Source organism: Thalassolituus oleivorans MIL-1 (assembly GCF_000355675.1).
Taxonomy (GTDB): Bacteria; Pseudomonadota; Gammaproteobacteria; order Pseudomonadales; family Oceanobacteraceae; genus Thalassolituus; species Thalassolituus oleivorans.
Map to the genome: position 1 here is coordinate 3,002,827 of NC_020888.1, position 26,229 is coordinate 3,029,055.

Consider the following 26,229-nt stretch of genomic DNA (forward strand, 5'->3'; position numbering starts at 1 on the left):
GAAATCAAATATTAAGGTAAATTCGATACCCAAGACGCCACGGCCCTTAAATCCTCTTCCGTCAAATTTTGAATCACACCTGTCATTGGCGAATTTCGACGTTGCGGATCGTTATTTTTAAAACTCAATAAGGTTTTTTCTAAAAAGACATAAGGTTGTCCCGCAATGCGTGGATACTGCTGATCCCCATGCCCTGCGGTACCATGGCAAGCATAACAAAGTGAGTCATATACCTTCTTGCCCTTAGCGTCTGGCATAACGCCTTGCGCACGAGACAAAACCGGTTTATCAGCAAAATACACTGCAATTGCAATACGCTCGTCGGTTGTTAACGACGGCGCTATCTTACTCATGACGTAATTCTCGCGTTGACCATTGGCGAATTTTTCGAATTGAGTAAATAAATAAGCCGCGTTTTGACTAGCCAAATTAGGAATGTAATCGCGCAAGCTATTGCCGTCTTCGCCATGGCAGCGAAAACACAGTAATGCTCGGTCTTTACCTTGTTCAAGCGCTGCTTGTTTTTCAAGTGGGGATTGTTCGATGCCCTGCATTTTCAGCAGCATGGCATTAACACTCGAATCACCCGCAGTAGCGCCATCAGAAGATTCGGCCTGAACAAAACATACGAATGCGGACGACAACAATACCCAAAAACACTGACGCCAAAATTTCATCCCGTACCACCTATCCAATGAATGAAAGGAGCGAAACAATACGTCGCAGATGGCGTAACGCCAAGGTGAAAGATAAACAATTGGTCGTTTATCCGTGTAATCCTGATCTGTATCAAAGAAGTGATAGAGCGTATTGGCCAGCGACTCGGTCACTGACCAATCGAATTGAAATTAAAAGTCTTTCTGACGCAAGTTGGCGTCAATGTTGGTGCAAGTGCCATCATCGAAACAGAGAGTCAGTGGCAAAGGCTCAGCTAAAGGAAGATTTAATTTAAAGATCATCAAATGTAAGCCACCGGGTGACAGCGTAACGGTTTCACCCGCGGGGATAGGTAGCTGCATTAACTGCCGCATTTTCATCACACCGTCTTCATGTAAGTGGGTGTGAATTTCAATCAGTCCTGCCCACGGAGCGGACACCGATACCAGTTGACGATCTTGCTGACTTGGATTTTGCAAGGTCACAAAACCGGCGGTCATATAACGACCCGGAATAGGCGCTTTTACCCACGCATCATTAGCCACAACCGCCGAAGCAGGTGCTTGCGCCAAGCTGCAGACGGAGATAACCGTGAATAGACTGATCAAAATGATACGTACCGCGTTCTTCATAACCTTTCCCAATAACAATAAGAATAGCTATGAACTATACCAAGTAGCGGCTGAGGTAACACCGCGACATTCTGTCGCGGTGAATATAATTGATCGTGGTGCAAGAAATTATCCGGCTGGATGAACCCAATTTAACGCATCTTCAAGCGAGTTAATTGGGCGACTAAAGTAATACCCACCTAAGCCGTCGACACCCGTATGGCGAATAGCAGTAACATCCTGCTCATCTTCTAGGCCTTCGGCCAACACTAATAAATCTAAGTTATGGGCAATCTGCACCATCGACTGAATAAAGAACCGATGATCTTGAGCAAGGTGAACACCCCGGTTAAAACTACCATCAATGCGCACATAATCCAGTTGCAAGCGCTGCAAGTATGCAAACGCCATCGTACCTGTACCCACCTGATCAATACCAACCACTACGCCTAACGGCTGTAATAGTAAGGCTAAACGAGCTAACGCATGTTCAGCTGCTTGCAAGCAAAACTCTGGCACTTCTAAAGCTATATGCGCCGCTTGCTTAGGATATTTTTGGAATAGCGTCTGTAGTTGATAATGGAATTGCTCATCAATCACTGACGCTGGGGACAAGTTAATACAGAAGCGCAGTCCACGACTGGCGACATCTTCGCCGATCATGCTTTCTAACACTCGCTCGATAACGCAAGCATCGTAGCGAGCGGCCAGTTGATGCTGTTCAACCATTGGCCAAAAGCGCGCCGCCGAAAGCATTTGTCCTTGCCACTCAATGCGGCTAAATACTTCGAACTGCAATAAGTGCTGATCGCGATTACCAATAACCGGTAAAAATTGCAGGCTAAGGGATCCACGCTCCAATACTTGATGCAATAGCTGGCGCCATTCACCAGCCGTCCACTCCTGCTGTTGAACCACTTCGTCGCGATACATAACGCTGCGCGATGTCGGTTGCCGTTGTGCTTGTCTTAAGGCGGCATCCGCTCTGCTAAAAGCGGCAGCCGGGTCATCTTGCTGGCCTTGCAAGAACACAGCTCCCATATGAAAAACCAATTCATTGCGTTGCGATAAGGTAGTCATACTGAGCTGACTAAAAGACTGCTGCATTAAATCGTCAGCTTGAGCACCATCTGCACAAGGAATGTAGAGTGCAATGTCGGCACCAGAGCGACGTCCACAAATAGTATTTGGGTACTCCATACGCCACTGGCTAAGCACCTGCCCTAACAGGGTTAATACGTCATCGCCCGCTTGGCGGCCTTCGCGCTGGTTGAAATCAGCAAAGTCATGCAGTTGCAATAAAATTAATACGCCGCTGTGTTCATCGTCGCGTTTCAAAATATGCTCAAAACGCTGGTCAAAGCCGCGACGATTTAATAAACCGGTACTGACATCCAAGTAGGACTCTTCGCGTAGTTTTTCGGTCATCGCCGACTGCTCGCTAAAAATACTTTGTAGCTTTAACACCATTTTATTCATGGCTAAAACAACACGACGTAATTCTCTAGCACGAGGAATTTCTGTCTGTATTTGCCAGTCACGCTCACAAATAGCCAAGGCTTGTTTTTCAACACGAATTAACGGGCTAAACAACCAGCGTAACAACAGCTGCAATAAAATCAGCGATACCAACAATACCCATGCAAACCAAATAAGTTCAGCTCTTACCATGGCCCACATATCACGGTAAGCAAAATCACTATGACTGATAACCTGAACCGAGCCTAAGCGACGCCATTGACGCGTGACATCCGCCTCTGCCGCGACCAAATCAAGAGCAACCCAGTTTTTAAACCAGTTAGGAGCAGAATCAACATCCAACGCTTGACGAGCACGACGATGAATAGCAGTGCCATCGGTACGTAAAAATGAAATCTCAGCAAAGAAACCGCGATCAAATAAAACATCCATCAAACGGGTCAGTTGCACTTCATCGCTGCTATCCACTTGCGACATAGATAAGGCCAGCGAAGTTGCGGCATCATAAGCTCGAGCATTCAATTGCTGTTGGAAGTAATCACGTCCATTGAACACTGTGACCAGCAGATTGCCCACCAGCAGTACTACGACCAGCAAACTGGTGAGTAGTGAGAATTGTTGTCTTAGTGTCATGTTACGCCTTCCTTATAAATCCATGCCGAGTTCATGCATACGAATCCGTAAATCCGTCCAAAGGTCGAGCTTATTGGGGTTACCCAGCAGTATGCCTTGTCCTTTCATCTTTTCTAACCACATGCCTTCACCATTAAAACTGTAAACAGGATCAAGGTCAGTGCGCTCATCCGCAGGACGAATAGCCCGCGTGAGATTATCAAGCACCAGTGGTATCGAATCTGGCTGTGGAAAATACGTTAGTACCATATGCGCTTGATTTAGGCGAATAGCCTTTACGTAAGTAATACGCAGTTTTTGTGTATCAACGCCAAGCTGACGTAGTGAGTAATATTTAGCAATAACGTAGTCTTCGCAATCGCCGCCATCCGAAGCAAGCGACTCGTAGGGGCTAGCCCAATAATCCACTTTACCCCAGTGCTGCTCGTCTGATTGAAAGCGTATGTACTTATTAAAAAACCGATTCACTTCTGCAAGTTTTTCTTGTTCTGATTCATTCGCCGTTCGATGCATCATGTCGCGCCAAGCATCTATGCGATCAGCTGCTCTATCGTCGTAATCACGCCGCGCTTTTTGCGATAAACTATCGGGCACCCACTGCTCCTTGTCTGCGCTGAGAAACAGCGAAGCACTAGCCAGCAACATCAGCGCAGGCCAACGAAGCCAAAGGTGAGTTAGAGACATAAGCTTCATGCAGATTCGAATACACCAACCATAGTTTCTTAGATGCAAGTCATCGGGTTGACTTTAATATAGACGCTTGTGGCCAATCCGCTTGTTTCATCGCACCATTCAACTGGCCAATAGTGCCTGTTTCTTAGCTCTGCGCTGGACGGTTAAGGGCTTTTTCGGCAAACTCGCGGGAGTTATGCCTTCTATACCATCTGGGAATTCATCATGGCACGCATTCTGGTCTTAAACGGCCCCAATCTAAATCTATTGGGGACCCGCGAACCACATATCTATGGTTCAACCACGTTAAGCGACATAGAAACCACACTGTCGCAGCAAGCGCAGGCCGCTGGGCATGAGTTGTCACACCTGCAAAGCAATGCCGAGCATGTTCTGCTCGATCGCATTCATGCGGCGCGCACAGATGGCACCGAATTCATTATTATTAACCCCGCCGCCTTCACCCATACCAGTGTGGCACTGCGTGATGCACTCGCGGGCGTGGCTATTCCATTTATTGAAATTCATATTTCGAATGTGCATGCGCGTGAAGCTTTCCGCCAACATTCTTACCTATCTGATATCGCAGTCGGCGTCATTTGCGGTTTAGGCGTACAAGGTTATGAACTGGCACTGCAAGGCGCCATCGCACAATTAAGCAAACAATTAAGTAAGGTTTAACAGCATGTCTTGGATTCAAATCCGGTTACACGCCACTCAGAACGATGTGGAAGCATTAGAAAATGCCCTACTCGGCTGTGGTGCGCTCTCAGTTACCTTACAAGACGATGCCGACCAGCCCATCTTAGAGCCTGAACTTGGCACCACACCTATGTGGGATGAAACCCAAGTGATTGGTTTGTTTGCAGCGGATACCGATGCACAAGAACTGAGCGATCAGCTGGCCATTATGTTTAAGGTGGAAGGTGGCGATGTCCTTCCACCGTTTAAAATCGAAATTGTTGAAGATAAAGACTGGGTTCGCGCTTGGATGGACGATTACCACCCTATGCCTTTTGGTGAACGCCTTTGGGTATGTCCAAGCTGGCGCGAGCCTCCCCATGCGGATGCCGTCAATCTAATGCTAGATCCAGGCCTAGCCTTTGGTACTGGTACACACCCAACCACTGCACTTTGCCTAACCTATCTCGATGGTGCCGTTGCTGGCGACGAATTAGTGGTCGATTACGGCTGTGGTAGCGGTATTTTAGGCATTGCTGCGTTGCTGTTAGGCGCACGTCACATGATCGGTGTCGATATTGATCCACAAGCACTAACCGCCACCCGTGACAATGCTGGCCGTAACAACATCGACGATAGCCGCTACGAAATCTACCTGCCGGAAGATACCCCAGCCATACAGGCCGACATCACAGTTGCGAATATTTTAGCCGGACCATTAGCGGATCTTGCTGAACATATCGCTAGTCTGACCCGTAGTGGTGGTAAACTCGCACTATCAGGCCTACTGGCAGAGCAAGCCGAAGAGATATCCGCTTGTTATAGCCAATGGTTTACCATGAACCCTGCCAAACAGCTGGGCGATTGGGTTGTACTGACAGGGATTAAACACTAAGGGTTATCATGAGCATGCAGGTTACGCGCTGTCCACATTGCCGGACCAGTTTTCGTGTTCGCGCTGAGCAACTCAATGTTGCCGGTGGCGCCGTACGCTGCGGCTCATGCTTGCAAGTATTCAAGGCTGCCGAGCATTTCATTACCAATGAAGAACACGCTAACGCGGCTTCAAGTGTACCTCGTTCAGCCGAAATCAGTTCCCCCTCCACCAATACCCCATTGGTAGAGGCCACAACAGATGCAACGCCAAGAAAAGCCGCTAATAAGGTTTTACAATTTACCTTACCCCCCGATGACGAGGACGACGATCTCGACAAAGTACTCTCGAGTTCTTCTAACGCAGAGGATGCTGCTTCGTTCGATCTTGCGGATGTGGAAGATGAGCCCAAGTTTGAAGTAACGCCTGAAGCAGAGCTTGAATCTACAGCGGAAAGCCTAGAAGACGGCGTTTTTTCTGCTCATGATCCGTCTTTTGATGACGCCGATCCTATTGCTAATAATGTTGATGACGACGTTTTTTCTGCCATCAGTGACGATATGGATGATCCTTTTGGCGATGACGACGCAGAAGCCGAGATACCAATGGCTGCTAAGGGGCCTTTGCCGCCGGTGGTCGATCCACGCGTAAATAAAGTGATACGCGAAGGCGATATTTTAATTCACGACGACATGGATCTGGATGATCTACTGATCGACGATGAAGCCGATGACAACGACATTCTGAATGCAGACCTAGCCGACACCCGTGAACTCGATGATTTAATCGAGGAAGATGAAGTACTATCTTATGAAAATTCACCTGTATTCGAGCCTGAAGAAACCGTCGTGCCTGAAGAGGTGATAGAGGTTGAAGAGACGCTAGAGCTTGTCGACATTCCGGAAGAAAGCGACGATTGGCTTGCAACACAAGACGAATCGATAGAAAACAAACCTCAGCAAACCACGACAAACAGCCTCGAGGCCAATTCTCTGTTTGCGCCGGTCGATGACAATATTAATGTTGAGTACGACGATGGTGCGACACTAACATTAGAGCCGTCCTTCGCTGAAACGCCAGCGACGAACAACAGCACTAATCATGAAACACTCAATATTGAACTATCGAGTGATGAGTTCGATGACATGGGCATGGGCCTTGTGCCAGACGACCAACGAAGCAACGGGAATCCGAGTGAAGGCGTTTCCTTCTCGGAACCCGAGCGCTTTGACGACTTTAACGCAGCCCAAACGGATGATGAATTAGATCAGCTCTTAGGTAACGCTGCGGAGTTGTCAGGTACTGAAACCAGCAACAAGTCGAGCAATGATTCAGAAAACGATTTCGACTTTCTGCTGGATGAAATAGCCCAAGAAGCTGCCGACAACTCAGAAGATGGCGGCATGTTCTTTGAAGAAAGCGGTTCCTCCCCAGCGCATGCCATGATCGACTTTGATGACCACACACTTGATGACGCTGCTGAAGATATTTTACAACCGATTAATCGTTACAATAACGCAGAATCGGCAACCGACGATGCCGATTCTTGGGCGCTTAACCTTTTGCAGGATGACGAACCTAAATCATCGACCAAACGCAAAAGCTACATGGACGACATTGACGGCCCCGACGAGAGTGTTTTTGACGATCTTGATGCGCCATTCAATCGCCATCAACAAGCGCTCCAGTCCGAAGAGCCGCATGTTGATGAATACCACACCCAAGGGATCGACGATGATCTCGACCAATACGACAACATCGAAGAAATAGACTACAAAGATAACGATAACTTCCAATTAGGTGGCGACATTGATCTCGCTAGCCAAAGTCTAGAATTCGATCTACCGCCACCATCGTTAGCGAATCTTAACGTACCTAGTAATAGCCAGAAGGTTCGGCGTAACGGCTTATGGGCATTGGGAGCACTTGTTCTGGCCGTTGCCATTGCTGCTCAAGTGGCTTATTTCCGTTTTGATACGGGCGCTCGCTCTGCTACGTTCCGCCCTATGTACGCGCAAGCATGTGTCTGGCTTAAGTGCCAACTTCCGAGCCTGCAAAACGTGCGCAATATGGCAACCCAACACTTAGTTGTAAGGCCTCACCCAGATCTGCAAAATGCCTTAGTGGTCGATACGCTCTTAATTAATAATGCCAGTCAGCAACAGCCATTTCCTGATTTGGTTTTGGAATTCAAAGACTTAAATGATGCGGTACTGGCAAGCAGACGCTTTCAACCAAGCGAATACCTAGCAGGTGAACTGGCGGGAGAAGCGCTAATGCCAGCCGGTATTCCAATACATATTGGCTTCGAGATAGTGCACCCAGGTGCTGAAGCCGTCAGTTACCAAATTCGCATCCTCGCGAACCAGTAAACTATTGACAAATTGGCCATCGTTCGATTGATCGAAAAAAAGCCAATTTAACACGCAAAAGCATGACATTCCCCCTTTATTCACAAGGGGGTTATGAGTATCATACCGCGACTTTCGATAGCACACTTTTTAACCAGAAGCCCAAACTCCTGATGCCTGCAATTGGTCCTTACATGCTTCCGAATCCGGTGATTCTAGCTCCAATGGCAGGGGTCACCGACCGCCCCTTTCGACAACTATGTCGAGAACTCGGTGCGGGCCTCGTAGTAAGCGAAATGGTATCTGGTAATCCAGATCTACGTAAAACTCGCAAATCGCAATTGCGGCTCGATCACACCGGTGAACCAGAGCCCATTGCGGTGCAAATCGTCGGCGGTGATCCTTTGATCATGGCGGCCGGAGCTCGCTTTAACGTCGAAAATGGCGCCCAAATCATTGATATCAATATGGGTTGCCCAGCAAAAAAGGTCTGCAACAAAGCTGCAGGCTCGGCGTTACTAAAAGATGAAGCCTTAGTGAAAGATATTTTACAGGCGGTCGTCGAATCCGTAGATGTACCGGTCTCGCTTAAAATTCGTACCGGCTGGGATCCCGACAATCGCAATGGTGTACGCATCGCCGAAATCGCCCAAGCTGCGGGCATAGTGTCATTAGCGGTGCACGGGCGAACACGCGCTTGTGGTTACAAGAACACAGTGGAATACGACACTATTAGAGACATCAAGCAAAGCGTCTCCATTCCGGTATTTGCCAATGGTGATATCACCGATGCGCGCAAAGCCGTTGAAGTGATGCAGTACACCGGCGCTGATGGCGTATTAATAGGCCGTGCGGCTCAGGGGCGTCCTTGGATATTCCGCGAGGTAACACACTACCTCAATACCGGAGAATGCCTAGATGAGCCAGCTTTAGACGAAGTACAGAACATACTGATTCGTCACCTGCATGCCTTATATGAGTTTTATGGCGAATTTGCAGGCGTACGCATCGCACGTAAGCACGTTGGCTGGTATCTGCAATACCAACAAGGTGGTGATTTCCGAAAGCAGTTCAATCAACTGGAGTGCCCTGTCACTCAACAACAAGCGGTTGAACAGTTTTTTAGGGACAGAATGAAAGAAAAGGAACTGGCAGCATGAACACAGAAGCAATGTTAAATAAGGTTGAAGACACCGTGACTGATTCCGCAGATCTGCAGAAACATCTAAGAGCTCCATTGGAGCCGAGCCATACCCTACGTGATAGCGTAGAGAAAGCCCTGCAAAACTACTTTGATCATTTAGATGGTCAGCCTGTCGTTGATATCTACGACATGGTTTTGTCTGAAGTAGAAGCACCTCTACTAGAAACCGTCATGAAGTACACCCGCGACAACCAGACCAAAGCGTCTGTTGTGTTGGGCTTAAATCGCGGAACCCTGCGTAAAAAATTAAAACAGTTCGGCATGCTTTGAACTAAATCTCTTTCCAAGCGGTGCGCCCAACCGGCCGCCGCTTTTTTGTTTTTAAATATGACAGGTTGCTATGACTGACATCACTCCTATCCGTCGTGCGCTGATTAGCGTTTCTGATAAAACTGGTATCGTTGACTTCGCCCGCGCTCTTAGCGCCGTTGGCGTAGAAATTCTCTCCACTGGCGGCACTTATAAACTGCTCGTTGAAAATGATATTCCTGCTGTAGAAGTCTCTGACTACACAGGTTTCCCAGAAATGATGGACGGTCGTGTAAAAACGCTGCATCCAAAAATTCACGGTGGTGTTTTAGGTCGTCGTGGCCAAGATGATGCGATCATGGCTGAGCATGGTATCAACCCAATCGACTTAGTGGTTGTTAACCTGTACCCATTCGCAGCAACCGTTGCACGCCCAGATTGTGATTTAGCACTAGCCATCGAAAACATTGATATCGGTGGCCCAACCATGGTCCGCTCTGCCGCTAAAAATAACGCGCATGTCGGTATTGTGGTTAACGCCAGTGATTATGCGAAAGTGTTGGCAGAACTGGATGAGCTGAAAGGCTTAACCAGCAAAACACGCTTCGATCTAGCCTTAAAAGCCTTCGAACACACTGCCGCTTACGACGGTATGATTGCTAACTACCTTGGCACGATCGACCAAAGCGCCGAAGTACTAAGCACAGATAACCGCGATGATTTCCCGCGTACCTTCAACAGTCAATTCATCAAAGCGCAAGATATGCGTTATGGCGAAAACCCGCATCAAAAAGCGGCCTTCTATGTTGAAGCGAATCCGTTAGAAGCCTCAATCGCGACCGCCAAACAGATTCAAGGTAAAGAGCTTTCATACAACAACGTAGCCGATACCGATGCTGCGCTTGAGTGTGTTAAATCGTTCGTTAAACCAGCCTGTGTCATCGTTAAACACGCCAACCCATGTGGTGTTGCCGTGGTTCCTGATGACGAAGGTGGCATCCGTAAAGCATACGACCTAGCCTACGCTACCGACAGCGAATCGGCTTTTGGCGGCATCATTGCTTTCAACCGTGAACTCGATGCTGATACTGCGCAAGCGATTGTTGATCGTCAGTTTGTTGAAGTAATTATTGCGCCATCCGTTACGGCAGCAGCCATTGCGGTGGTAGAAGCTAAGAAAAACGTGCGTCTATTAACCTGTGGTGAATTACCAAGCGAGCGTGCAGCTGGTTTCGACTACAAGCGCGTGAACGGTGGCTTACTGGTACAAGATCGCGACAACGGTATGATCAAAGCAGACGAACTAAAAGTGGTGACAAAACGTGAACCAACAGAAGCCGAAATGCACGATTTAATCTTTGCGTGGAAAGTTGCCAAGTACGTTAAATCTAACGCCATTGTATATGCTAAAAACCGTCAAACTGTTGGTGTCGGCGCTGGCCAAATGAGCCGCGTCAACTCCGCACGCATTGCCGCCATTAAAGCAGAACATGCAGGCTTAGTGGTTGAAGGTGCAGTAATGGCATCCGATGCCTTCTTCCCATTCCGCGATGGTATCGACAACGCAGCGGCGAATGGCATTAAAGCCATTATCCAGCCGGGCGGTTCGATTCGCGATGAAGAAGTGATTGCAGCAGCCGACGAAGCCGGTATTGCGATGGTGTTTACCAGCATGCGTCACTTCCGCCACTAAAATCCGATACAGGTAGAGTTATTTATGCAAGTTTTAATCATTGGCTCAGGCGGTCGCGAACACGCTCTAGCTTGGAAAGCCCTGCAATCTCCGCTGGTCGATAAAGTATTCGTTGCTCCGGGGAATGCGGGCACAGCGATTGAACCCGGTATCGAGAACATCGGCATTGATGTCATGGCATTCGATGCACTGCAAGCCTTCGCACAAGACAACAATATTGGTCTGACCATTGTTGGCCCTGAGGCACCTCTGGTGGGTGGGATCGTTGATCAATTCCAAGCCGCGGGTTTGAAGATTTTTGGGCCTAGCGCTGGCGCTGCGCAGTTAGAAGGTTCGAAAGCCTTCACTAAAGACTTCTTAGCGCGTCAGAATATTCCGACCGGTTCATACCAAAACTTCACTGAAGTAGAGCCAGCGCTGGCTTACCTACGTGAAAAAGGCGCGCCTATCGTTGTTAAAGCGGACGGTCTTGCCGCAGGAAAAGGCGTCATCGTTGCCGAAACCTTAGCGCAAGCCGAAGAAGCCGTTACCGACATGCTATCGGGCAACGCCTTTGGTGATGCTGGCTGTCGTGTGGTGATCGAAGAGTTTTTAGCGGGTGAAGAAGCGTCTTTTATTGTAATGGTCGATGGCAAAAACGTGTTGGCGATGGCGACTAGCCAAGACCATAAACGCGTCGGCGACAAAGATACTGGCCCGAACACTGGCGGCATGGGTGCATACTCTCCAGCACCAGTGGTAACGCCTGAGATCCATGATCGCATCATGCAAGAAGTGATTTACCCAACCGTTAACGGTATGGCAGCCGAAGGCAACGATTACACCGGTTTCTTATACGCTGGTTTAATGATCGACGCATCCGGTGCGCCGCGAGTCATCGAGTACAACTGTCGTTTTGGTGATCCAGAAACTCAGCCGATCATGATGCGTATGCAATCCGATATCGTCGCTCATTGCTTAGCCGCGCTAGAAGGCAAGCTTGATCAAGAAACCACTCAGTGGGACCCGCGTCCTTCTCTAGGTGTTGTCTTGGCGGCTGCCGGTTACCCTGCCGATTACCCTAAAGGTGATGTCATCAGCTTACCTGCGGACGAAGGTCAGGATCGTAAAGTATTCCATGCAGGCACGGCACTTAATGCTGAAGGCGAAGTGGTTACTGCGGGGGGACGTGTGTTATGCGCAACAGCACTCGGCAATAATGTTAGCGACGCACAAGTGCAAGCCTATGAGTTAATTAAAGGTGTTAGTTGGAATGGCATGTTCTGCCGTTCCGATATCGGTTATCGTGCAGTCGAGCGCGAGCAACAGTCTTAATTAACCTAAGCGCTGAGGGAACAGCAACAATGACAGTACAGCAGTTTCGTTCTTTAACTACGGCTTGTATGTTGGTGCTGCTGTTACTGTCAGGGTTAAGCCTGTCACGGACCGCTATCGCAAGTGGTCCTGTGTTACTTCCCGGCGATAATTTCGACTATCCGATTACACCTTATGTTGCCATCTATGAAGACCCGTCAGCGCGCTTAAGCCTCGACGACATGATCGGCCAAGACAAACAACTGCGCTTTACTCCAAGTCATAGCAATCGCCTCAAATTCGGCATTACAAGCTCAGCCTATTGGTTACGAGTTAGTTTATCTAATCCCTACAACCGAGATCGCGATGTCGTTCTGACTTTATCCAATACGCATATCGACGATATTCGTTTGTTTGATATATCTGATCCCGATGAACCTAGTGTGCTAGGCAGTGGGGGACGAGATAGCAATGGATTACGTGGTGGTTTCCCACAAGCCCAGCCTTTTTTCCTACGCATTAATGCACAAACAACGCAGAGCTATCTAATTCGAGTTCACACTGATGCACTGCTTAATACGGAATTACATTTAAAGAGTGTTGATCGCTTCGTCATCAATGAACAGCATCAACAATTCATCGTCGGCGTTAGCATTGGTATTACCTTTGCGGCCTTTATTTACTTCTTGGTTTGTTATCGCCGCTACCGCATTCCGTTGGCATTAGCTGCCGCAGCTTACTGCGCCGTTATAAGTATTTTTATTCCATCTTGGATGGGGCTACTCCATTCTGGCTTTGCCTTAACAAATGAACTCGACGGCTGTTTAGAATCACTTTCGATCAACTTCTCTGCCATTGCACACACGTTAGTCGTTCTTTTTCTTGGCTGGCGTCAGCGTTGGGTACAACTGACTCTGTGGGCTTTTATTGCTCTGCAAGTCGTTATTGGCAGCGGTGAATTTTGGCTTTCTAGTGCGCTAAACGAAGTGTCGATTAGTTTAGGCATCGCCGTTAACGAAATATTCATGCTGTTTTTATTAATATTTGCTCGCAGCGAACAAAAGAAAGCTCAACATTTGCTCTTGTTCGGTTGTGCCTTCGTTACTGTCGGGATTGTGCTATCCGTACTGACCAGTATGAACGTACTTGCGCTAGATTTTATCCATACGTGGTCGGTTATTGTGTTACCGATGGCAGTGATATCCAGCTTGGTAATGGCCTGTATGCAACTATCCGGCAAAGCGGCCCCTAGTATTTCCCGTCAAACTTCAGACCTTACCCTGTCGTCAGGCTTATTGTCACAAATCAGCCACGAGCTACGTACACCGATTAACGGCGTTATCGGTATGAATGAGTTATTAACCGATACCGCCTTAAGCGCAAACCAACGCGATTACATCGACACCATTGGGCTGGCCGGGCGTGATTTGCTCTTTGTCGCTAACGAAATTTCCGATCTTGCTCGTATTCAGCAAGGCCAGCTCGAGCTTGAACGTCGTCCATTTACGATTAGCAGTATGCTCAGTCAGACCATGGCACATTTTCAACAAGAGGCCATTCGTAAGCAGGTCGAGTTAGTGGTCGATATTGCTGATGATTTACCCGCCCGCTTAGTCGGCGACCGCAATCGCTTGCAAACGCTGCTGCACAACTTAATCGCTCGCACCTTGGCCTATACCGACTACGGTGAGCTCACACTGCATGCGTCTTACTTCGATAGCGCACAATCTCAAGGGGTGCGTCTGCAATTGCAACTAAGCGGCAATATCGTGAAACAGGATGAGCTAAAGATGCTGTTCCGTTTGCTGCAGTATCATCATCCTCAGGTTGAACCAGGCAATACTAAGCATTGGAATTTACTGGTCATGCGCCAGTTATTACAGCGCATGCATGCGTCTTTAGAAGTTGAAAGCATGACAAGCCAAGGGGCTTCTCTAACATTGTATTTACCAATGCCGGTTGAAGCCGAAGTTGATAGCCATCGCGACATACTCGACGATAGTTTGATCGGTATGCGGATTTTGATTGTTGATGATGTTGCTTCATTGCGTAACGTGATCGAAAAGCAAGTAAAGCGCTGGGGCATGAAAGCAAGTAGTACCTACAGTGGTAAAGAAGCCCTCGCCATGATGCGCAACCAATGCAACCTTGGCCAACCGTTTGATTTCATCATTATTGATCACGACATGCCGATCATGAATGGTTTGCAATTGGCTGAGCGCATGAATGCCGATAAAGACATTACAGTCAAACCGGCCAGCCTAATGCTAACAGGATTAAGCATTAGTAGTGTGCGCGCCGACGCCCTCGCCGTAGGGATTCGTCATCTGGTTGCCAAACCGGCCAGTGGAGATCGACTGCGCAACGCTCTGCTCGAAATTAAGAGTCGGAGAAACGTAAGCGGCCAATCAACCGACACACGCGCTACGTCTTAGTTTAATGTGCCGAGTCAGCTAAAACAGCTCGGCCCACAGCCCAGTCACGAAGATCTTGAACTGCCTCAGCCATAGTAACCGAGAGCGGGCAAGTTCTTTGGACTTCATCAATCAGATCGTCTGTCGTTACTAAGCGCGTTTCAGCAGCCTGCATTGAACGTCCGCGACGGTGACACGCTGATACAATCACCTGCTCCAGTTCTGCGCCACTAAAGCCATCACTAGCCGTTGCAACCGCTGCGACATCAATGGTGTCATCCGCAATCTGACGCTTGGCTAAGTGCAAACGTATGATGGCTTCACGCACATCAACGCGCGGCAAATCAACAAAAAATAGCTCATCCAAACGACCTTTACGCACCAACTCAGGTGGTAAAGCATGAATGTTGTTCGCAGTCATTACGGTGAAAACAGAGGATTTATGCTCAGCCAACCAAGTTAATAACGTGCCCAGTAAGCGCTGACTGACTCCTGAGTCGCTACCATCCTGACCCAAGCCTTTTTCGATCTCGTCCATCCACACCACGCACGGCGACATGGTTTCGGCCATCTCCAACGCCTCGCGCAAATTGCGTTCGGTTTCGCCAATGTACTTGTTGTACATATTCCCCATATCCAAGCGCAACAGCGGGACGCCCCATGAACCGGCAACCGCTTTAGCGGCCAAACTTTTACCACTACCTTGTACGCCAAATAACATAACACCGCGCGGACGCATTCTGGGATCATCGCCGAAAAAAGCATCACGACGTTTATCTAACCACTGCTTCATCACATCAAGGCCAGCGACATCCACGAACCGTGCGGTGTCATATTCGAAGTGAATAGCCCCATCACGATCTAACAGTGCCATTTTGGCCTTAGTTACGGGCCCCAAATCATCTTGAGTGATAGCACCATCATCAACAATCGCACCACGAATCAAACGGCGCGCATCTGCATAGGTAACGCCGCGCAAATTACGTACGATTTGTTGCAACGTCGTATTGTCGGTTTTTACCTTCTGCCCTGTTGTGCGGGAGAAATGACGCGCTTCTTCCCGCACCAGTGATAACAACTGTTCCTCACCAGGCAAGGTTAAACGAAAACGCACCGCATAACGCTGCAGATCTTCAGGCAAAGCAACCTGATGACTCAGCAACACAATAGTCTTACCAAAGCCTTCATGCTGAAAGACGATGTCTTTAATTAAACGCACAATCAAAGCTTGATCTAAAAACGGGTGCAAATCGCAGAATACAAACAAACCGCTCTCTTCGCGTAACTTGACCGCGCGCAGCGCTTTATCCGGCGATTCGGTCTCGGTCACAGCAACATCTTCGCCAAAGCCCAAGCGCCGTAAGCCATCGCTCACTGTCCATTGCTGCAACGCATCGCCACGCTCAATTGCAAGACGTGTTAGTAGTTCTAAGGCACGCGATTCTTCATACGTTTCGATCACTACAAGCGGCTCTTTGCGTTCTAGAATCAGCTTTAGATCGTGTAAATCCTGCATTTAATTTCCTTATCTCTCATATGCTCTCAAGGCGCACTTTCGATTAGCTTTCTATTATGCCCTGATTTGTATCATGCGTTTGCGCTGTAAATCACGTAAAATGGCTCAAACTTCGGAGGATTTATGGCTGCACATCCACGACACTACTCGCTGTTTGATAAACTCATCACCAATGCGGATCAGGCATTACGCACCTTAGTTCCGGGCGCCGCTACGGCAGAGCGCTCAACGCCCGCTAGTCAACGCGGAGCGGCCGAACTGAGTGACAGCGAACGCCAACACGCTGCGGGCCTTATGCGTATCAATCATACCGGTGAAGTCTGCGCCCAAGCTTTATATCAAGGCCAAGCACTGACAGCCAAGTTGCCGCAAGTGCGCGACGCGATGGAAGAAGCCGCTCGTGAAGAGGTCGATCATCTTGTTTGGTGCGAGCAACGCATCCACGATTTAGGCAGCCACACCAGCCGTTTGAACCCGCTCTTCTATGGGCTTTCATTTGGCATTGGCGCACTGGCAGGTAAAGTTAGCGATAAAGTCAGCCTTGGGTTTGTCGCCGCGACCGAAGAACAAGTCTGCAAGCACCTGACCCATCACATGACAGAATTGCCGATTCAAGACGAAAAAAGTAAAGCCGTACTACTGCAAATGCTGGAAGACGAAGCGCGTCATGCCACTACCGCAATCAACGCTGGGGGCTATAAGTTTCCTGCGCCGGTTAAGTTTTTGATGGCGGGTATGGCGAAGGTGATGACCAAGAGTACATATCGGGTTTGATGGTTTATGCGGCTGACGCCGCGGGTTCTTTTTGCAACGCTGCATTAAAACGAAAGGCAGGTCTTTCTGTAGGAGGTACTCAGGGAGCGTCAGCGAGCAGTGCCGAATTACGATGCAAAGCCACAATCGGGAGTACGAACAAAAAACGTTCGTTGACTCCCTCCTACAACATCCTTCGAATCCATCCGATTTAAAGCATATCGTCTCGTGCCCCTGGGAAAAGAAAACCCGCGGCGCCAGCAGCTACAAAAACCGAAAACCCTAAACAAAAAGACCCGTTTAGGCCAAACCTAAACGGGTCTTTTCAAACAAGCAAAGTTTATTACAAGCTCAGGATTTTCTCGCCGCGAGAAATCCCCGACACGCCGGTACGTACCGTTTCCAATACACAACCAGGGCCGATGGCTTCGATAAAGCCTTCTAGCTTGTCACTCGTGCCAGTCAACTGAATGGTGTAAACGCTAGCGGTTACATCCACAATCTGACCACGGAAGATGTCGGCTGTGCGTTTAATTTCCGCACGCTGAGCACCAACCGCTTTCACTTTAATCAACATCAGTTCGCGCTCGATATGAGCACCTTCTGATAGGTCGACCAGCTTAACCACTTCGATCAGCTTGTTCAGATGCTTAGTGATCTGTTCAATTTTGCGCTCATCGCCATGGGTCGTCATGGTCAGACGCGACAGTGTCTCGTCTTCAGTTGGGGCAACCGTTAAGGTTTCGATGTTGTAGCCGCGCTGCGCGAACAAGCCAACAACACGAGACAGTGCACCCGGTTCGTTTTCTAACAGGATAGAAATAATGTGTCTCATGATCAGGTACGCTCCGTCTTGCTCAGCCACATATCGCGCATCGTACCGAGTGGTACTTGCATTGGATAAACATGTTCCTCTGGGTCAACTGCAACGTCGAGGAAGACCAGACGGTCATTGTACTTGCCAAAGGTATCTTCCAAGGCTTGTGGTAACTCATCGCGACCTTCAACCTTAATACCAACGTGTCCGTACGCTTCTACTAGCTTAACGAAGTCAGGTAATGACTCCATGTATGAGTGAGAGTGACGGCCTTCATAGTTCATGTCTTGCCACTGGCGAACCATGCCCAATGAGCCGTTGTTCAGACACAAGATTTTCACCGGAATACCGTACTGCAAGCAGGTCGATAGTTCCTGGATGTTCATCTGGATAGAACCTTCACCCGTAACACATACCACCATGTCGTCTGGGAAGTTCATCTTAATGCCCATAGCCGCAGGGAAACCAAAGCCCATGGTGCCTAAACCGCCAGAGTTGATCCAACGATTAGGTTTATCGAACTTGTAGTACTGCGCAGCAAACATCTGGTGCTGACCGACATCAGAAGTGATATACGCATCGCCGTTGGTCTTAGCCCAAATCGCTTCAATCACTTCTTGTGGCTTCATCAACTGCGATTCGTTCTTATCGTAACGACCCGCATGACGCTCGCGCCATTCGTTGATCTGCTTCCACCAAGAAGCAATCGCATCGGCATCTGGTACTTCGTTGGCTTCGTCGAGCAGTGCCATCATTTCATCCAATACGTTACCTACTGGGCCAACGATTGGCACATCAGCAATAATGGTTTTGGAAATAGACGATGGATCAATATCAATGTGAATGATCTTAGCGTCTGGGCAAAACTTAGACGTCGCATTGGTGACGCGATCATCAAAACGTGCGCCAACCGCTAAAATTACGTCAGCGTTGTGCATTGCCGTGTTCGCTTCATAGGTGCCGTGCATACCCAGCATGCCCAGAAAACGTGCGCCAGTACCAGGATAAGCACCAAGCCCCATCAAGGTATTGGTACAAGGAAAATCTAAACGATCAACCAAAGCACGTAACTTGTCAGAACTGCCATCGATGATGACACCACCACCCGCATAAATTACCGGACGCTTAGCCTTTAACAGCAGCTCAACAGCTTTTTTGATCTGTCCTGAGTGACCACGTTGCGGCGGCGTGTATGAACGCAGCTTAATTTTCTTCGGATACGAGTATTCATAACGCTCGTTCGGCATGGTCATATCTTTCGGGATATCGATCACAACCGGACCCGGACGACCTGTGCTGGCAATGTAAAATGCCTTAGCAACAAGCTCTGGGATGTCTTCCGGACGACGAACACTGAAGCTGTGTTTCACGATCGGACGTGACACACCTAGCATGTCGGTTTCTTGGAAAGCATCGTCGCCCACCAAATGGCTCATTACCTGTCCAGCAATGACGACCATAGGAATGGAGTCAGTGAACGCTGTAGCAATACCCGTAATGGTATTGGTCGCACCTGGACCAGAAGTCACCATAACCACGCCGGGCTTACCGGTCGCGCGCGCATAACCGTCGGCCATATGGGCAGCTGCCTGCTCATGACGAACCAATACGTGTTTCACGGCACTTTGTTTGTAGACGGCATCGTATACGTGCAGCAAAGAGCCGCCCGGATAACCATAAATATATTCAACGCCTGCTTCGTGCAGTGCACGAACCAACATTTCTCCGCCGGAAAGTAATTCCACCGTACTATCCTCTTAGACATGCTCTAATTGAGCTTAATAACTATTGTGTGCGATACGAGCCGACACCATAAACACTTTACAGGTAGGCTATCTCAGGCTGGATGAATCACTTTTAGTTCATCATCAGATCTCTTTGCCTGGTCGAGGACGCCGAGTCTGGACTGGGCGGAGGATAGCCGCACCAGAGGCTGTAATTGTCAGAGGGCAAGGCACTGGGTGGAGGCACGTGCAGCTCTGACAAAAGCGGCGCTAATTCTAGCATTACCGCAGGGATTGTCCAGACTGATGGACTATCCTGTCATGCTTAAAAGTGAATAAATTAGAGAAACTCTGTTTTATTAAGATTCAATCCAGATAAGACTGGCCTGACGACCACTATCGCCATCACGACGATAAGAAAAATAGCGCTCTGAATTCATCACTGTGCAGTCGGTATTGGCTGAAATTGAGCGCACGCCAGCGGCTAGCAATTGCTCTGCTGCTAAGCGTTGCAGATTACCCAACCAACGATCTCCAGCACCGGCGATAAAGCAATCACTACTTGCCCAGCCAAAAGCGGCTTTTACCTCGGGGCCCACTTCAAATGCGCTTGGCCCAATACACGGTGCTAGGTACACCAATACACGTTTGGGATCTGGAAACTGCTTTAATGTGTGTAACAAAATACCATCTGCCAAGCCGCGCCATCCCGCATGAGCGGCGGCCACTTGGCGACCATCATCACGACAAAACAACACAGGTAAACAGTCGGCGGTTAGTACCGCACAGGCCAACCCAGATTGCTCAGTAGATGATGCGTCCGCAACAGGCACAACAGCACCACCATAAGCTTGAACAACCCAATTGCTATGCACTTGGGTTAACCACTGCACCGAGCGAACACCTACTAGCTGTCGAAGCAAGGAACGTCGATTAGCCAAGACGGAGGTTCTATTGTCACCTACATGCGTAGCCAGATTGAAACCATCGTACGGCGCTTGCGAGATACCTCCAGCACGCGTCGTTAATCGAGCTTGCACACCCGCAGGAAGCTCCCACTCAGGAGTAATAATTCCCGCGGTGCTAGCCATTACTCGTCGTCACCTTCGCTATCGTCAGCCAAAGTATTCAACAAATGGACAAAATCATCCGGTAATTCAACTTCCCACTCCATAATTTCATGAGTGCGAGGATGCATTAATGTCAGCTTTTTCGCGTGCAAAGCTTGGCGTCCAAAATTTTGCAGCATATCGCGCAATACTGGGCCAATACCTTTAGTTAAACGCTGGCGTGCTGCGTATACCGCATCACCGACCAGTGGATACCCAATATGAGATAGATGGACGCGAATTTGGTGGGTACGACCCGTCTCTAGCTTGCAGCGAATGTAGGTATGCGTAGCGAATTTATGCAGCACGCGATAATGAGTGACGGCTTCTTTACCCATAGGATTAACCGCCATGCGCGTGCGCTGTGTGCCGTGGCGACCAATAGGTTCATCAACCTTACCACCTCCGGTCATTACGCCCTGCACGACGGCTTCATATTCACGACCCATACTGCGATCTTGCAACTGTGCCACTAAGCTGGTCTGTGCTTGTAGGGTTTTAGCCACAACCATCAAACCGGTCGTGTCTTTATCTAGGCGATGCACAATGCCAGCGCGCGGAATTTGAATAAGATTAGGGCAATGGAATAACAGGCCATTCAATAATGTCCCTTGGTAATTCCCAGCAGCAGGATGGACAACCAACCCCGCTTGCTTATTGATCACCAAAATATCGTCATCTTCGTAGACAATATCCAAATCAATTTCTTCTGGCAGCCAAGTACCTTCAGCTTCTAACTCGGCATCTAACGCCAGCATTTCACCACCGGTTAGTTTGTCGCGGCCACGCCAAGTGTTGCCATCTACGGTAAGCTGACCACCCTTAATCCACTCTTGCAAACGTGAACGAGAGTAATCAGGAAATAGCTTAGCAGCGACCTGATCGAGACGCTTATTTCCGTCTTCGTATGGAACTTCTGCGGATTGTGATATCTGATTGGACATAGGTTCTCTAATACCTGACGGGGAAATCCGTAACTTGTTGCTAGGATCTGACCCGAATTAATGGAGCGAACCGGCTCAGGTATGTTCTAATACGGCGCTTTGTTACAGTATATCGACATTTAGGAACGCACTCCATGAAGTCCAGCTGGCTGTTGGTGATTTTTACCCTTTTTCTGTCTGCTTGCTCGTCCAATCCAGATAAAGACCGCGAACTGACTGAGCGCGAATATTATGAACAAGCACGCGAGGCTTTGGATGATGGCAGTTTAGTCGTCGCGGCTGATCGTTTGCAGAAATTAGAATCGCACTACCCGTTCGGGCGCTACGCCGAACAAGCCCAACTTGAGCTCATCTATATCAACTATAAGATGTCAGATCTAGACTCAGTACTAGCGACCTCCGAGCGCTTCATTCGTCTGCATCCACTGCACGACCAGGTAGATTACGCCTATTACATGCGTGGCTTAGCGACCTATGAAATGGGTTTTGCCTTTGTAGAACGCTATTTGAGTGATGACCTTCCAAAACGCGATACTCAACCGTTAGAAGATGCCTTCAACCACTTCGCCGAACTGCTCGATCGTTATCCCAACAGCCGCTATGTCGACGATGCGCGTAAACGTATGATGTTTATTCGTGAGCGACTAGCCGCATACGAAGTGGGCGTTGCGCGCTACTACATGAAACGTCATGCCTTTTTAGCCGCTGCCAACCGCTGCGAAGATATTCTGCTACACCATCAAAGAACAGCCGCCGTAGCTGATGGACTGGCCATTATGGTTGAAGCCTACGACGAACTGAAAATGACCTCAGAATCAGAACAAGCGTTAGCGTTGTTAAAGCAGAATTATCCAGACCATCCACAACTGAAAAACGGCAAGTTCAAAAGCAGTGGCTTAGCTATGGTTGATCGCCGCTCGTTGTTGAATGTGATTACGTTTGGGTTGTTGGATTAAAGGGGGGTTTGGCGGCTAACGATATCCGCAACACCGAATTTAAATGAAAGCTATGTATTTCCGTAGGAGCGAAACTTTTTCGCGAAAGCGGTGCAAATTGAAAAGCTGAATTAACGTTGAAGGCTTTCGCGGATGAGATCCGCTCCTACAAAACCTCCAAATTCATCCGATTTAAAGCACAAGAAAGGGGGGCTAGAGGAAGCCCCCGGGAAAAGAAAAAACCGCGGCGTTAGCCGCAAAAACAGCGTCAGCGGCTAAAAAACACTGCTACACGCCCGCCTTCCAGCCATTGGTCACCGGATAACGACGATCCCGTCCAAATCCACGGCGTGTCACTCGCACCCCAATTGGTGCTTGGCGACGTTTGTATTCAGTGACATCCACCAGCCGTATTACACGCATCACATCTTCGCGTTCATACCCTGCCGCAATAATGCTATCGGCACTATCATCATGCTCAATGTAGCGTTCAAGTATTGAATCCAACACTGGATATGGCGGTAGGCTGTCTTCGTCTTTTTGATCTGGTGCTAATTCTGCCGATGGTGGGCGATCAATCACGCGTTGGGGAATAATTGGGGAAATGCTATTGCGATAATCGGCAAGGGCGAAGACTTTCGTTTTATAAACATCTTTCAACGCCCCATAACCACCTGCCATGTCGCCATAAAGTGTGGCGTAGCCGACGGCCATTTCACTCTTATTACCGGTGGTCAGCACCATGTAGCCGGTCTTATTCGACAGTGCCATCAACAATACACCGCGACAGCGCGATTGTAGATTTTCTTCCGTGGTATCCACCGCTAATCCGGCAAAGTTATCGCTCAGTCCAGCCATAAATTCACGATACATAGGCTCGATGGAAATCGATTCATAACGAACTCCCATCGCTTCTGCCTGCAAGCTAGCGTCGCTTTTACTCATGTCGGATGTATAGGTGAACGGCATCATGACCGCACGGACACGTTCAGGCCCGAGCGCATCTGCAGCAATAGCTAGAGTTAAAGCGGAATCAATACCACCCGATAGTCCGAGAACAACCCCCGGAAAACGATTTTTATTCACATAGTCGCGAACACCCAAAACTAACGCTTGATAGAGGCTCGCCAGATCGTCTTCACGTGCTAGCTGAGAAGCAGAAATAGCACTTAATTGTTGATCTTGAAGTTGCACGTAACCCAATGCCGATTGCCAAGATGGCATCTGTAATACACAGTGCGCCTCGGCAGAAATTGCGAACGAACTGCCATCAAACACGAGCTCATCCTGTCCCCCTACTTGATTGACATACAGCAGCGGTACTTTGCAACGAGTCGCGTGTCGTTGCATTAACTCAACCCGCTCTTCTAATTTCCCCATATGAAATGGTGAGGCATTGAGGTTGAGTATTAGGGTCGCACCCGCATTAACCGCATCATCCACCGGCCCATCAAACCAGACATCCTCGCAAACCGTTAAACCCAGCTGATGACCTCGGAATGGAATCACACAAGAATCGATACCTTCTGTGAAATAGCGCTTTTCATCAAACACCTGATAATTCGGCAGGTATTGCTTGGCATAGCGCCCGAGCTCCTCCCCCCGATACCAGACAGCGGCACAATTATATAGGACATCGTTGTCCATCCACGGATAACCAATCGCAATCGCGATCTCACTGCTTGCCGCCGCTATCTGCTCAAGTGCCGTATCAATGCGTCGTTGCAAACTGGGACGCAACAACAAATCTTCTGGTGGATAACCGGTAAGAGCCAGCTCACTGAACACAATTAGATCTGCACCCGCGACAGCGGCTTCTGCCGCTTGCTGGCATATAAGGGTTGTATTCCCTGGTATATCGCCCACTAAAAAGTTGCATTGGGCCAGCGCAATGTTAAGTGACTGAGTCATGTGTTCAGGTTACCCTCGGTTATTTGCGCGTATTGTCGAAAAATACGGGCTTAGAAGCAAACGCAGAAGCATATTTGGTGGAACGATGTGGATTATAAAGTCGAGTGAATTCATTGTACGCGGCAATCGCCTGTTGCGCATGTACAGCTACTACTCCTTATTTTTAGCGCTACTTATGATGATTGTTGATGGTCTTGATAAGAAAGATGTCATTCTCGGTCAGCAAGCTCCCTATTTATTCTTAGTACTCGCATCTATCTATATTTTTGCGGCTAGCATTTTCGCCGCAATAGCCAGTCGTAATCCCGACCCTCAAGCCGCCACCAGCTATGTGTTTCTTGAGGTCGCCATATTGGCCGGCATGATGTATGCGTCAGGCGGATTAGATACAGGGTTCTCCAGCCTGTTACTCGTACCACTGATCATATCTAACTTACTGGCGCCCGGCGTATTAGGATATGGCGTCGCGGCTTGGGCAAGTATTGCTGTCTTTTATTCCCAACATATATGGCCAAACAATTTTGCGCCCCAGGAAGTAGTAAACACTGGGTTATTTGGTGCGCTCTGTTTTGCACTCGCATGGTTAACCCAGGCCTTATCAAAGCGCCTGCAAAGTGCATTGAGTTTGGCCTCCGATCACGCCAAGCATATTCGGCGCTTACAACGCTTCAGCCAGCGAGCGCTCATGAATATGCCTGGGGGCATTATTGCGTGTGATCCATCTGGCCGGATTCTTTTTCATAACCCTCAAGCAACTGCATGGTTTGGCATCGTCGATAATATACTGCTGCCCTCTTACCTTATCGACATTAAAGATAGTAAACGGGTCGAGATGAACGGCGAACAGCTATTGGTTACTCGCGTCGATATTCCCGAAAGCCAACAAGATTATCTGCTATTCATCGAAGATTCCGCACGTATTGAAGCAGAAGCCCAACAGATAAAACTCGCATCCCTCGGACGCCTAACCGCAAGTATTGCACATGAAATTCGCAATCCTCTTAGCGCCTTGCGTCAGGCGTCGCAGTTACTAGCCGAAACGCCCTACTTAGAATCAGAAGAACAGCGCTTAACGCATATCATTGAGCAGCATTGCATGCGTATAAACCGCACAATTGAAGACATATTACAGCTCTCTCGGGGTCACCAGGCTTGTATCGAAGTGTTAAGACTCAAACCTTGGCTGGTGCATTTTCACAATCAGTTTGAACATCTGGAACCGGCGCAAGACTACTCACTAACAATTGAATGTAGCGATGATATTCTGGTGCCTTTCGACGCCGATCACTTGCAACAAATTCTGCATAACTTAGCCGCTAATGGGCTGCGCTATGCACGCAAAGCCAACCATGGTGACGCTCAATTGCAATTGCGAGTAACGACTAATCAGACTCGAGTATTTCTTGATGTCCTCGACAATGGCTTTGGTGTTGCAGAAAGCATTCGCAAGAATTTATTCGAGCCATTTAATACCGGAGAACACAACGGAACGGGTCTAGGCCTCTATTTGTGTCGCGAATTGTGCCAAGCCAATCAAAGTCGCATTGAATATATTCAGCAATCGCAAGGGGCCTGCTTTCGCATAACGATGCGCAAAGCCTAATAATCTGCTTCAAAACCAGACTATTACAAAAACGATTCAAATTAGTGCTAGTTCACACTTGCCATTGATGACTTTCGTTATAATCCATACACTGCGTGCGCGTTTA

At 48.6% G+C, this 26,229-nt stretch carries 21 protein-coding genes; 11 read left to right on the forward strand and 10 right to left on the reverse strand.

What is annotated here, in order from left to right:
- Positions 1-11 precede the first annotated feature (11 nt).
- The 4 genes from TOL_RS13720 to TOL_RS13735 all read right to left on the reverse strand — a co-directional run bounded on the left by TOL_RS13720 (position 12) and on the right by TOL_RS13735 (position 4,073).
- The gene (locus TOL_RS13720) at positions 12-677 is read right to left on the reverse strand and encodes a c-type cytochrome (RefSeq protein WP_015487952.1); all 666 of its coding nucleotides are present in this window, start codon (positions 675-677) and stop codon (positions 12-14) included.
- 171 nt (positions 678-848) lie between these two features.
- Positions 849-1,289 carry a copper chaperone PCu(A)C gene (locus TOL_RS13725; protein ID WP_015487953.1) on the reverse strand — a complete coding sequence of 147 codons (441 nt, stop codon included), beginning with the start codon at positions 1,287-1,289 and terminating at the stop codon, positions 849-851.
- A 108-nt stretch (positions 1,290-1,397) separates the two neighbouring features.
- Positions 1,398-3,380, reverse strand: a complete 1,983-nt coding sequence (locus TOL_RS13730; RefSeq protein ID WP_015487954.1) for a bifunctional diguanylate cyclase/phosphodiesterase — start codon at positions 3,378-3,380, stop codon at positions 1,398-1,400.
- 12 nt (positions 3,381-3,392) lie between these two features.
- Positions 3,393-4,073 (reverse strand): transglutaminase-like cysteine peptidase, encoded by a 681-nt coding sequence (locus TOL_RS13735; RefSeq protein WP_025264823.1) that lies wholly within the window; start codon positions 4,071-4,073, stop codon positions 3,393-3,395.
- Positions 4,074-4,277: 204 nt separating this feature from the next.
- On the opposite strand from TOL_RS13735, the gene aroQ reads away from it, so the two are divergent.
- The 8 genes from aroQ to TOL_RS13775 all read left to right on the forward strand — a co-directional run bounded on the left by aroQ (position 4,278) and on the right by TOL_RS13775 (position 14,832).
- Complete coding sequence (aroQ, locus tag TOL_RS13740; RefSeq protein WP_015487956.1) at positions 4,278-4,733, forward strand: type II 3-dehydroquinate dehydratase; 456 nt, start codon at positions 4,278-4,280, stop codon at positions 4,731-4,733.
- Positions 4,734-4,737: 4 nt separating this feature from the next.
- Complete coding sequence (gene prmA / locus TOL_RS13745; RefSeq protein WP_015487957.1) at positions 4,738-5,628, forward strand: 50S ribosomal protein L11 methyltransferase; 891 nt, start codon at positions 4,738-4,740, stop codon at positions 5,626-5,628.
- Positions 5,629-5,636: 8 nt separating this feature from the next.
- Positions 5,637-7,979 carry a DUF3426 domain-containing protein gene (locus tag TOL_RS19050; RefSeq protein WP_051052420.1) on the forward strand — a complete coding sequence of 781 codons (2,343 nt, stop codon included), beginning with the start codon at positions 5,637-5,639 and terminating at the stop codon, positions 7,977-7,979.
- A gap of 173 nt (positions 7,980-8,152) precedes the next feature.
- Complete coding sequence (dusB, locus tag TOL_RS13755) at positions 8,153-9,118, forward strand: tRNA dihydrouridine synthase DusB (protein WP_462476491.1); 966 nt, start codon at positions 8,153-8,155, stop codon at positions 9,116-9,118.
- On the forward strand, positions 9,115-9,432 hold the full coding sequence (gene fis, locus TOL_RS13760; RefSeq protein WP_015487960.1) for a DNA-binding transcriptional regulator Fis: 318 nt from the start codon (positions 9,115-9,117) through the stop codon (positions 9,430-9,432). The genes dusB and fis overlap by 4 nt, the downstream gene beginning before the upstream one ends.
- A gap of 70 nt (positions 9,433-9,502) precedes the next feature.
- Entirely contained in the window at positions 9,503-11,104 is a 1,602-nt protein-coding gene (gene purH, locus TOL_RS13765) for a bifunctional phosphoribosylaminoimidazolecarboxamide formyltransferase/IMP cyclohydrolase (protein WP_015487961.1), read from the forward strand.
- Between the two features lie 24 nt (positions 11,105-11,128).
- Positions 11,129-12,418, forward strand: a complete 1,290-nt coding sequence (gene purD, locus TOL_RS13770) for a phosphoribosylamine--glycine ligase (protein ID WP_015487962.1) — start codon at positions 11,129-11,131, stop codon at positions 12,416-12,418.
- A 29-nt stretch (positions 12,419-12,447) separates the two neighbouring features.
- Positions 12,448-14,832: a 7TM-DISM domain-containing protein gene (locus TOL_RS13775; RefSeq protein WP_015487963.1), complete on the forward strand. Its 2,385-nt coding sequence runs from the start codon at positions 12,448-12,450 to the stop codon at positions 14,830-14,832.
- A 1-nt stretch (position 14,833) separates the two neighbouring features.
- Here the strand turns inward: TOL_RS13775 and TOL_RS13780 are convergent, their stop codons facing one another.
- The gene (locus TOL_RS13780; RefSeq protein ID WP_015487964.1) at positions 14,834-16,327 is read right to left on the reverse strand and encodes an AAA family ATPase; all 1,494 of its coding nucleotides are present in this window, start codon (positions 16,325-16,327) and stop codon (positions 14,834-14,836) included.
- Positions 16,328-16,450: 123 nt separating this feature from the next.
- Between TOL_RS13780 and coq7 the strand changes: the two genes are divergently transcribed.
- The gene (gene coq7, locus TOL_RS13785; protein ID WP_015487965.1) at positions 16,451-17,101 is read left to right on the forward strand and encodes a 2-polyprenyl-3-methyl-6-methoxy-1,4-benzoquinone monooxygenase; all 651 of its coding nucleotides are present in this window, start codon (positions 16,451-16,453) and stop codon (positions 17,099-17,101) included.
- Between the two features lie 322 nt (positions 17,102-17,423).
- Here coq7 and ilvN read toward each other — a convergent pair whose 3' ends face one another.
- The 4 genes from ilvN to rluD all read right to left on the reverse strand — a co-directional run bounded on the left by ilvN (position 17,424) and on the right by rluD (position 21,674).
- A complete protein-coding gene (ilvN, locus tag TOL_RS13790) occupies positions 17,424-17,915 on the reverse strand; it encodes an acetolactate synthase small subunit (RefSeq protein WP_015487966.1) in 492 nt (163 codons plus the stop codon).
- Positions 17,916-17,917: 2 nt separating this feature from the next.
- Positions 17,918-19,642: an acetolactate synthase 3 large subunit gene (locus TOL_RS13795; RefSeq protein ID WP_015487967.1), complete on the reverse strand. Its 1,725-nt coding sequence runs from the start codon at positions 19,640-19,642 to the stop codon at positions 17,918-17,920.
- A gap of 338 nt (positions 19,643-19,980) precedes the next feature.
- The gene (gene pgeF / locus TOL_RS13800) at positions 19,981-20,712 is read right to left on the reverse strand and encodes a peptidoglycan editing factor PgeF (RefSeq protein WP_015487968.1); all 732 of its coding nucleotides are present in this window, start codon (positions 20,710-20,712) and stop codon (positions 19,981-19,983) included.
- Complete coding sequence (gene rluD / locus TOL_RS13805; RefSeq protein ID WP_015487969.1) at positions 20,712-21,674, reverse strand: 23S rRNA pseudouridine(1911/1915/1917) synthase RluD; 963 nt, start codon at positions 21,672-21,674, stop codon at positions 20,712-20,714. The genes pgeF and rluD overlap by 1 nt, the downstream gene beginning before the upstream one ends.
- Before the next feature lie 134 nt (positions 21,675-21,808).
- On the opposite strand from rluD, the gene TOL_RS13810 reads away from it, so the two are divergent.
- Positions 21,809-22,630, forward strand: coding sequence for an outer membrane protein assembly factor BamD (locus tag TOL_RS13810; protein ID WP_015487970.1), 822 nt, complete (start codon positions 21,809-21,811; stop codon positions 22,628-22,630).
- Positions 22,631-22,897: 267 nt separating this feature from the next.
- Here the strand turns inward: TOL_RS13810 and TOL_RS13815 are convergent, their stop codons facing one another.
- On the reverse strand, positions 22,898-24,520 hold the full coding sequence (locus TOL_RS13815) for an NAD+ synthase (protein WP_015487972.1): 1,623 nt from the start codon (positions 24,518-24,520) through the stop codon (positions 22,898-22,900).
- 85 nt (positions 24,521-24,605) lie between these two features.
- On the opposite strand from TOL_RS13815, the gene TOL_RS13820 reads away from it, so the two are divergent.
- Entirely contained in the window at positions 24,606-26,123 is a 1,518-nt protein-coding gene (locus TOL_RS13820; protein WP_051052421.1) for a sensor histidine kinase, read from the forward strand.
- Positions 26,124-26,229: the final 106 nt, after the last annotated feature.